Consider the following 10,703-nt stretch of genomic DNA (forward strand, 5'->3'; position numbering starts at 1 on the left):
ATAAGCACCGTCGCAGAATTAGAAATACCCCCCGAAGCAACACCTACCGTGAAACTCAACGTAATTTCCACTACAGCATCACCTGACACAACCGAAGGATCAAACGTGAAAACAACCTCACCCGCATCAGAAACAACAGTATAATCAACACCCTCAGTAACAACGCCACCATTAATCTTCACAAACGCACCCACATAAGTCAAACCACCCAAAGGAGTCCAAGTATCAACAATTTTAAGTGACACACCAGAACCTATACCGCTTGGAATTTTGTAACTAACTACATACTTAATCTGGTCACCCGACTTATACGAGCCAGCTGGGCCGCCAAGGATCTCCTTAGTTACATCCCCAACAGGTACCCACTGCGCATACAACACTGTATCTGCCTTACCTGTAAAGATGTCATCCTCAACAAACACGCCGCCACTACCATTAATAGCCATGCTCCAACCAATGAAAACCCAGCCATCCACCACGAGTTCTCCATCATTACCGGCCACCGTAATTTCTGAGCCCGCCTTATACAAATAAGAAGACGGCACAGCACCATTACCCGCAACTGGCAGGTTATTAACAACTGGCCAGTTAGGATCATAACTAATCAGGCACAGAGCTTCCGTATCCTCACCGACTAGAATATTATTAATAAACACTTTGACATTATTTGAAATACCCTGTGCAGCATCATCAACCATGAAAGTAACCATAAGAGTCAACAATTTGCCTTCACTATCAGCAAGAGCAACTGGATTAATCACAAAAGTAACACTACCATCATCAGGCACAACTGATATGTTTGTTGAGGTAACATTTTCTTTATCAATTTTTAAAACATAAGAACCAGCATAGCTAAGACTATCTTTAGGAAGCCAAGAATCAACAATCTTAAACGATTCAACGTCAGATATATTAGCGGGTATTTCATAAACATACGAAATATCGTAAGAAACTGGATTATCCTCAACAAACACGAATCTATCTACAATATCTTTAGACACACCGCCCTCATGTATCCATTGGGCATAAAACGTAATATCCCCAGTGGTTCCCGCAGGAATCACATAGTCAAACTTTAAACCAGGATCTTTAAAACCATTTTCATATTTTACCTTCCACCCCATGAAGACATAGTCAGGATTAGTTGGATCAATAATAGAATGATTTGGAAAATTCTCAACAGTATACCCATCAGGGTTTGTGGGATCAAGTAGACTACCATCAACACCTAAATCATAGATGATATTGTATTTTGCAGGTGTCCAGAGTGCAGATAGTATGATATTGCCGGTAGTTCCAATAGGGATACCCCCCGAGGGCAAGGGTGTGGTGAATTCATTGGCATATGTTATCATCCAGCCTTGGAAGTCATAAGCAAACTTTGCAGGATTTTCAATATTTATTGGGAAAGTACTTTCTACTGTATACTCTTTGGGATTGCCATTCGCGTTAACACCCGGATGTAATTCACCATGATCCAATACATAGCTGATAGTATATACAATGGGTGTCCAGTGGGCATATAAATTATGGTCCTCTGCAAGTTTCAAGACAGTAGCGGCAGTCACTTCAACGCCACCTACAGGCTCTGTAAACCATCCATCAAAAGTATAATAATCCCTAGATATGGCGGCTAATGTGCCGTACGCATCATCAAAAAGCACAGTCATACTTTCTGGATTGGGAACTACAGCAGGATCTGCATCGGCATTAGCAATAAATGTTACCTCGTAAGGGTTTTTGTCGTATAAGGCTCTGACAATTAAAGGCTGTGTTACATTAGTGAAAGGTCTATCCCAACCTGTAAAAGTGTACCCATAACGTTTAGGATGGTCGGGTTCAATAGCATTGCCCCCATGTGGAACCGCTTGGTCACCACGTTCATAGTCATCAATAACTATTTGGTCGTCCCAATCACGAAATTGAACATTATACCAACCTCTTGTTAGTTCCTTGAAATCAAATAATACGCTTGTAGGCTTATCATTCTCCAGAATATCAATAGAGTATTCACCGTAATGTGCATACATAACAGGTAACCCAGTGATATTCAGATTACCATGATAGTGCTTGTTGGGATTTTCATTAAATGAAACAAATTCCGCATATACTGCAAGATCAGCCATAGGTTGACGATTCAGATACAAACTATTCCCATCTAGCACAATTTTATCAGAAGCAGTTTGTGTTACATAGTCAAAGAAAATTTGAATATAAGTGGCATCGGGTAATCGGTGAATGGACCCGTCAGGTGTAACAAATGCGGTTTCTGGATTAACACTTATGAGGAGAAAGGTACCAGTATAATCAGCCGATGCATGCAGCATCACCCCCATTAGAAATATAAAGGTAAAAATCAAACACAATATACCTGAAAATTGTCTACTATGTTTACGGATACTTGTGTTGAGTTTCATATTCATTGAAAAGACCATTACATATATCCTCCATACGACATGTAACTAGTTTGAGTAATTTTTGACAAAATTATTGAGGTCGCGCTTTTGTAGTTGGGGCAGTTTACTTGGTATGTGTTAGGCATAGGCAGATTGCCTTCGCCAGAATTGTTGTTTGTGAGCATTAAGAAGGAATCAATACTCAGAACCAATATTGTGTCTATTACAATGACTGGTTTTGGATTAAATGTTTGTTTGAGTGAGTTCTGGAGTGTTTTTTGGTTTTTATGGATTTGCCTCTCTAGTATCACCTGACAGATAACCCCTATTGACTCATTTCAGCACTGTCAAATATCAACAGACATGACACTATTAAACGTTCACATATAACAACATTCCATACAACAATCACATACAACATGACACAAATAACATGAATCAAACATGAATCACAAACCCATAAAACACACAACAGACAACAACAACCAACACACCTCAAAATCAACACAACCAAACAACACACCAAACCCACAATTTACAAAATAACACCTAAGAAGAAAAGCACCAATTCAAGAGACCACCATCATTAACTTTTCGCAAACCACCATCACCCACATCAACAAAAACGCAAAAAACACTACAATAAACAAACAAAAAATCAACTAAACACATACAAATTAAACAAAAACACCACTATAACAGAAACTGCTAAGCAACAACGAAAATGTCATCACTATTTTGGTTTATTCAGATTTCACTTAGCTACTCACCCCCCCCCATTCACACACTTAACGAGCAAACTCAGAACAAAAGAGACTTTAGCTAACCACCCACCACTCACCAAATCTGCCGCCAAGGCCCAAACCCAAAAACACACAGCATACAAAGAAAACACAACACATTCACGATAAACTGCCCCTGTTTTCAAAAATAACCAAACAAGACCCAGCTACCCAAAAAGTGGACAATCCAAGTGGGAATGTTGAGATTATTCTATGCTTTTTAAAGATTCAATCATATCAATTTTTTTAAGTTTAAAGTAAGTTATTGCTTGCATAAAAACAGAAAAAATCAAAGTAATTACACCCGACAAAACAAAACTTGGCCATTCAATGCTTCTATATAAGGATATGGCGTTGATTTCAACAATAGCCAGCACAAAACTGTGCAAAATAATGCCCAAAATCATACCCACACCTATGCTGATACCGGTTAAAATGAAGGCCTCACGATAGATATAGGAGTTTGTTTCGCCGTCGCGAAAACCCAATACTTTGAGGGTGGCGATTTCACGGGTGCGCTCACTAATATTTATAGCAGTCAAATTATAGAGCACCACCAAAGCAAGAATCGAAGCGACAACTAAAACAAGAATAATTACACCATTTAAACTTGTGAGATTATCGTTAGCCGTCTCTACAACGTCATTTGAGAAAACTATGGTGACAACAAAGCCACTGTTAATGAGATTTTCAGCCAATTTTGTTTCGTCTGGGGCCGCATTATTTGAAACAATGGCATTAAACGCTATCGATTGGTCAAACAGTTCCGCATATGTTGGAGCGTTGATATAGATATAATTGGACACATAATTCTCCGCTACATCAGCCACAGTCAAATCATAAAAGTTGTTGTTTGCATCTTTGATTGTAAAAACATCACCCCTGCCTAAGCCATACACAGCAGCAATTCGCTGAGTGATCACCACATCACCATCACATAAAACAACATCTTGACCATTTAGAGTACTTTTTAGATGGAAATATTTCTCAAACAATTCATGCTCCTGAGGCACAATTAAGAAGAAATCAAGGGATTTTTTATTTATCTCAACCGCATAAGCGCTTTGCTTGATTAAGAGCGGATCACTAATTTGCTGCTCATTTAGCAATTCTTTTAATTCAGCATTTATGGTTTGGGTTTCATCTTTTAGAATAATCATATTATCGTATTGGATAATATCACCATACTGCTTTTGCACAATACCACTCATACCATCGTGTATTCCAAAGGCAACAAGCAACAAAGAAGCACATCCCGCTACCCCTACAATGGTCATAAATGCACGTTTTTTATAACGAAACATATTGCGCAGTGTAATTTTCCAAGTAAAGGAGAGCCGTTTCCATAGGAAAGAAATTTTTTCCAGAAATATCTGCTGCCCCCGCTTAGAAGGAAGTGGACGCAACAAAGAAGCGGGCACTTGTTTTAGTTCTCTGTTGCAGGCAACGATTGTAACAATAGACATAAGTGCAAAAGTAACAGCTAAAATAAGCCCAAAAACAACCAAGTTATATTGCAACACCAAAGGCGGAAATATGAACATAAAATTTTCCCATATAAGCGGCGGTATGATTCGACAGCCGATAAAAAAACCTATTACCGCGCCAATCCCCGAAGCAGATAAAACATAGAGCAGATAAGTAGAGATAATGCGTTTATCACCATATCCAAGTGAGGTCAAAGTACCTAACTCGCCGCGCTCCTCAGTGATCATCCGAGCCATCGAATTTGATGTCATAAGTATAGAGATTAAAATAAAAAAGAACGGAAAAATAACTGAAACAATCGCAACGATATCAATACTGCTCTCTAACTCAGCATAACCCACAACGATTTTTCGATCGGAGATATACCACACTGGATGGTTTATATCTGAGAGCTCCGTTTTAGCATCGGTAATTTGTTTTTGAGCATCAGCTATTTCAAGATTAAATTTCGCAAGATTTGCAGAATATTCTCGGTACCCCTCATTTAATTTCTTCTGGTTGGCGGCAATTTCAGTTTTTGCGTTACCTAGCGCGGTTTTTGCCTGCTCCATTTCAACATTAAATACTGCAATACCCGCATTTAATTGGTTTTCCTGCTCAGTTAAAGTATCAATAGAGCCGCTTAATTGCACAAGTCCCGCTAATTTTTGGGAATACTCTGCAATAGTTGCAACAAGAACAGCATACTCGGGACTATCAGCAGGCAAATTCTCAAGCTGTGTCTGCAGACAAGACAGCGTGGATTCTAATGCATCAATGTATGCGGGGATTTCGTCTTGGGTTATGCCCGCTTCAGATAGCGCAAAATTAATTTCAGCCCATCCATCGGCAATTTGTTGTTTTGCTAAATCAAATTCTGCAGTTTGTGTTTTTATTGTCTCAGCCAATAGAGCTTCATTTTTTGTTATTTCGTTGTTTGCATCTTTTAGTTTTTGGGTGTTTTCATCCAGTTCTTTTTTTGCGTTATAGAATTCTTTTTCAGCTTTTGCTTTTTCAGAATTTAACTCTGCTTCTTTTTCCTCAATAAGCTCCATTGCTTCAGTGTATATTTCAAAATATCGCGCGTCCTCTCGATCCGGCTTTATTTTATAGAGTGCATCACTAAATTTTGAGCTAAGAGCACTATATTGATCCGAATATGCAAAAACAGCATCAGTTTTTAGAATAACATAAATTTCAATGTATACATCTAAGATAAAGTTGGCCTTGTTTACGAAAATAAATGAGGCCAATTTACCGTTGCCAACAGTTGTACTGCCATAATCCTCAGACAAATATAGAACCGAATCAATTAAGCCCACAACGGTAAAGTTTGTATTCTTGAGGCTGTCCTCAACATCATCAGTTATCTCAACTATATCACCAATCTGATAATTTCGGCTATCTGCGAGGCACTCTGTATCTGATTGGGGCATTTGGCCCTCCATTAACCGGGGAGTATTGATGTTTTCCTCAAGGGCGTGAATACGAATCGTATTCCCTCTACTTTGAACATCCAAAGAATAACTAGCAACAACCTCAGCCACACCCTCTAATTGTTTAATCGCCTCCACATCAGCATCGGTCAACCCCATAGAACTAACAATTTTAAAATCCATAAGCGTATGATCTTTATAATAAGTATCAGCAACCGCTAAAACATTGGGAGCAGTTATCTGAAGCCCAGCATAGAATCCCACACCTAGCAGTATGATAATTAAAAGTGAAATATAGCGGCCCAGAGATTTCTTAATTTTTAAAAAAGTATTTTTATAGAGTAAGAAACCTCACCACACAATCTCATCTGCAGTTTTAGGAGTTTTATTTATAGTCACACTTTTTACCGTCCCATTTTTCACCTTGATGACTTTATCTGCAATTTCAGCAATAACGGTGTTATGGGTGATTAAAACCGTAGTCATACCCATATCTCTACAGGTCTTCTGCAACAAAGCAATAATACGCTGCCCCGTATCACTATCAAGCGCACCAGTAGGCTCATCACAGAGAAGAATCTTGGGGTTTTTCGCTATCGCCCGTGCAATAGCAACACGCTGCTGCTCCCCACCCGATAACTGCGAAGGAAAATTAGCCGCCCGCTCCAACAAACCAACTTGCTCTAAAATAGCTTTAGGACTAAAAGAATTAGGACAAATCTGACAAGCAAGCTCTACATTCTCAAGAGCCGTCAAATTCCCCACAAGATTATAAAACTGAAAAACAAACCCAATATCGCTACGCCGATACTCTACAAGCTGCTTTTTACTATACTCATGAAGTTTATGCCCATCCACAAAAATAGAGCCCTCACTGGGACTATCCATACCACCAAGCAAATTCAAAATCGTTGTTTTCCCAGCCCCACTCGGCCCAAGAATAACAACCAACTCCCCCTGATCAATCGAAAAAGAACAATGCTCAAGCGCCGCGATTTTAATATCCCCTACAACATACTGCTTCCCTACATTTTCAAACTCTATCAACGGCAATACTAATCCCCTTCACTTGACATAAACCACTATTTATAGTATAAGGACTCAAGTAAAGTTTGTAACCACAAGGATTAACCCTCACACCATTAACCCAACAAACACAAAACACCACAAAAAAACAAAACAAAACAGATGCTTAGACATACAACACAACAGTTCCATTAAAACCCAACAAGCCTTCGGGAATTAACCGTTTGAGCACAAACCATCCCTCAAAAACGTAGCTTGACTTTAAGAATCCATTTAAGCGCTACTAATAGAAAAGGCCGCTCACCTCATAACCCTTCCACACCAGTTAGGAAAAAATAACATATCCGCAAAGGGTAACTCACAGACGAGTCTTGTTATTCGGATAATTGCTATCAGCTCCGCTTAAAAAAGCCGACACACATCAAAGACGCCGTTGGGTGCACTTCAGGACATGTACCAGGAACCTATTAACGTTCGCTTCATTATTGTACAGTAATTTTTGCCGATAAAATTTGGAGTAAACTTTTCCTTTTTTCTTTCAAAGCTCTACGGTCAAAAAACCATTTTTCCACCGCCGCCCAAACAAAAACCCAACTAACTATGACAACTATATTTTGAAAAAAATTACCCCGAAAAAACTCAAGAATATTTCCAAGTACAACAAACAAAATTCCAGTAAACAAAAGCACCAACGCCGCGATTTTGGTATCACGCCTATCTTTTTTTATGCGAGACAGCTCGTTTGCACCCATACTTTCAAGCGTATCCTTGAAACCGGATTCACACTCTTTGGGTATTTTTATCTCAATATCCTCGCTATACGGGATGTAGTCACATTGCTGTTTCAAATGGTTATACCCAAACACAGTCAGCTTTCCATTTTTGAAATCCTCGTTACTCAAAACAACCTCATTTTCCCGATGGCTTTTGTATTTTTGCTCTAAGGTCTTTTCTAATTTATCATATTGTTTCCGTTTGCTCATTATTTTGAACCTCCTGAAATGAGGAAACTTGAACAATCGAATTAAAAACCCGACTATTTAGCATTTCCTCTCGAGTTTATTCACACCTCCGTTTCAAATTGACTACTGTAAAGTTCAACATAGAATCAGCCCTTTGCAAGCAATCCGTTATGATTACCACTTTGATTATGTCACCGTCTTTCAAGGCTAAATTCTCATTAGTTTTTGGGAATTTAAAAACCGAAACTTGGAAAGGATGTGTACTCAGAAGGATGGAGCCTTCGGCGGGCTTCGGCGCTATGAGTATGGAGCCTTTCCCCCAAAATCACATCTTGATTTTGAGGGTTCATTTTAAACACTAAAAAGGATACACCACTGGTCGCTAATATGTTTTCTTTCCATAACAAGTTGAACTATTGTTGTCTGAGATCGCCAAGAAGATAAATTCTGTTTCGGAAACAAAATGGCTTGTCGCTCGCATGTTTATGCCAAAAGTATGGAGTGGTGCCGAGGGCAGGGTTTGAACGTGCGCAAAATGGCGATGACACCAAAGAATTCCCCTTTTTTGGTCTATTCTGATACTAAAAATCAAGTTTTTCTGCAACTATCTCCGTAAAATTTCTAACATCACCCCTAACAACTCGACCTCAAAATGAAGTTTAGGCACTTTTTCAACCTCTGTTTTTGAGATTTTCATATCTTCCTCGGTAAAAACAACTTCAAACATCCATAAAACCAGCATCCAATTGCACCTTACAAAGCTCAAAAATTATCCTAAATCACAAATTTTCTCCACAACTTTAATTTTTATCACATACAAATCCATGATTCGTTTAATTTCAGCGCCAGCATTCAATATAGACGTCTTCGTTTACAAGTTCAGGTTCGCCTCCTGAGTATAGGGTTATCGTCATTTGGATGAACACCTGCAGTTTATTTATAACTGGTAAGGGAATAATTTGCTTGAGTCATTTACAGAGTTGAACACAATTAATATTGTATGCAAATTTTTTACCGTGTGATTTGTTAATTGTTTCACTGAAATCAACAGAAAAATAGCTTTAAAAATGTTAAACAAGTATGTCTATTTATAAAGAGTGCAATAGTCCTAATGACATAGATAGTGTGGTTATCATGAAAAAAGAGCAGAACCCAGTTGCGACAGATAATAATTTACAAATTGACGAGTCTTTACTATTTGAGCAGGTTGTAAATATTATTGAAAATCGTAAACGACAGGCTGGTTCTTTTGCTAATCAAGCAATCACGTTGATGTATTGGGAAATTGGGAAGTATGTTGGTTCAGTTTTACTTGGTGGTGAACGTGCTAAGTATGGTAAGCAGATTGTTGCGACACTGTCGCAACAATTGAGTGGAAAATATGGGAAGAGTTTTGAGTACACAAAAATAACTCGTATGATTAAATTTGCAGAATTATTTCCTGACGTTGAAATTCTTGCGACACTGTCACAAGAATTGAGTTGGTCACACTTTATCGAAATATTACCCTTAAAAACTCTTGAAGCAAGACTGTATTATGCAAAAGATGCGGCTGTACGGCATTTGGGTATACGAGATTTGCGGGTGCAAATATCGCGAAAGGCTTATGAGCGATGTGAAATTGCCAATTCTACATTAACTGAAGCATCAACTGTACCGTTTAATATGTTTAAGGATCCGTATCTGCTTGATGTTTTAGGTTTGAAGGATAATTTTTTAGAGGCAGATTTGGAAAAAGCCATATTATCTGAACTTGAAGCATTTATTCTAGAGTTTGGTCAGGGATTTACCTTTGTTGAACGTCAAAAACGTATGACTATGGATGGGGATGATTTTACTTTAGATTTATTGTTTTTCAATCGTAAATTGAAGCGTCTTGTAGCTGTGGAGTTGAAGATAGGACGTTTTAAGCCCCAATATATGGGGCAGATGCGATTCTATTTAAAATGGCTCGACAAGTATGAACGACAGGAAGGCGAAAATCCACCCATTGGCCTTATACTTTGTCCAACTGCAAGTCGTGATCAGATAGAGTTAATGGAGCTTTCTAAGGAAGGAATTGCTGTTGCTCAATATTGGACTGAACTACCTCCGAAAGCAGAGTTTGAACGAAAAATTAAAGAAATACTCTCTGAAGCACAAGAACGTCTTGAGCGCCGCAAAACATTTCCAATTGGTGAGGTACCAAAACAAATAGAATATTTCTACGAACCAAAAAATAACGACATAGAAGAGGATAATTAGATACCTGCAAACATAGGTCGTACGCTTAAACTGTACTATTTCGGGATCAGTCAAATTCTTTGTTTCATTTTTGTGCTAATTCGTTAGGCATATTGTTGTACCTCTACTAAAACTCGCAACATGTTGCGCGTTTTGTTGATAAACAGATTTTAACACAGAGAAAATAGAGTTCAAGTAGTATTTTATTTTATCGACATTATTTAGCGGTTTTGTTGCTGTACATCCTTTTTGCTTGTAAACTAACTACTCAGAAATCTACAATAGCAGATATTGCTTTGACCGCATTATAAGTTAGGATATAGATGTTTTAGTTTACCTCTTGCTTGTTTTGTGGTAAAATGCCAATCTATCTGCTTACCCGAACCATTTCGATCTGCCGCCCAAACCGAC

The 10,703-nt window shown here is 38.4% G+C and carries 5 protein-coding genes; 1 reads left to right on the forward strand and 4 read right to left on the reverse strand.

Features of this window, described 5'->3' with window-relative positions:
- The 4 genes from FWF39_RS10595 to FWF39_RS10610 all read right to left on the reverse strand — a co-directional run.
- Positions 1–2,435, reverse strand: a 2,435-nt coding sequence (locus FWF39_RS10595) for an InlB B-repeat-containing protein (protein WP_343383410.1), incomplete at its 3' end; no start/stop codon positions are given.
- 949 nt (positions 2,436–3,384) lie between these two features.
- Positions 3,385–6,345 carry an FtsX-like permease family protein gene (locus tag FWF39_RS10600; RefSeq protein WP_343383411.1) on the reverse strand — a complete coding sequence of 987 codons (2,961 nt, stop codon included), beginning with the start codon at positions 6,343–6,345 and terminating at the stop codon, positions 3,385–3,387.
- 87 nt (positions 6,346–6,432) lie between these two features.
- Complete coding sequence (locus FWF39_RS10605) at positions 6,433–7,134, reverse strand: ABC transporter ATP-binding protein (RefSeq protein ID WP_343383412.1); 702 nt, start codon at positions 7,132–7,134, stop codon at positions 6,433–6,435.
- Between the two features lie 455 nt (positions 7,135–7,589).
- Positions 7,590–8,090 carry a hypothetical protein gene (locus FWF39_RS10610; protein ID WP_343383413.1) on the reverse strand — a complete coding sequence of 167 codons (501 nt, stop codon included), beginning with the start codon at positions 8,088–8,090 and terminating at the stop codon, positions 7,590–7,592.
- Between the two features lie 1,113 nt (positions 8,091–9,203).
- Between FWF39_RS10610 and FWF39_RS10615 the strand changes: the two genes are divergently transcribed.
- Positions 9,204–10,313, forward strand: a complete 1,110-nt coding sequence (locus tag FWF39_RS10615; RefSeq protein WP_343383414.1) for a PDDEXK nuclease domain-containing protein — start codon at positions 9,204–9,206, stop codon at positions 10,311–10,313.
- Positions 10,314–10,703 lie beyond the last annotated feature (390 nt).

The organism is Candidatus Bathycorpusculum sp., assembly GCF_009778815.1.
GTDB lineage: Archaea > Thermoproteota > Bathyarchaeia > Bathyarchaeales > Bathycorpusculaceae > Bathycorpusculum > Bathycorpusculum hydrogenotrophicum.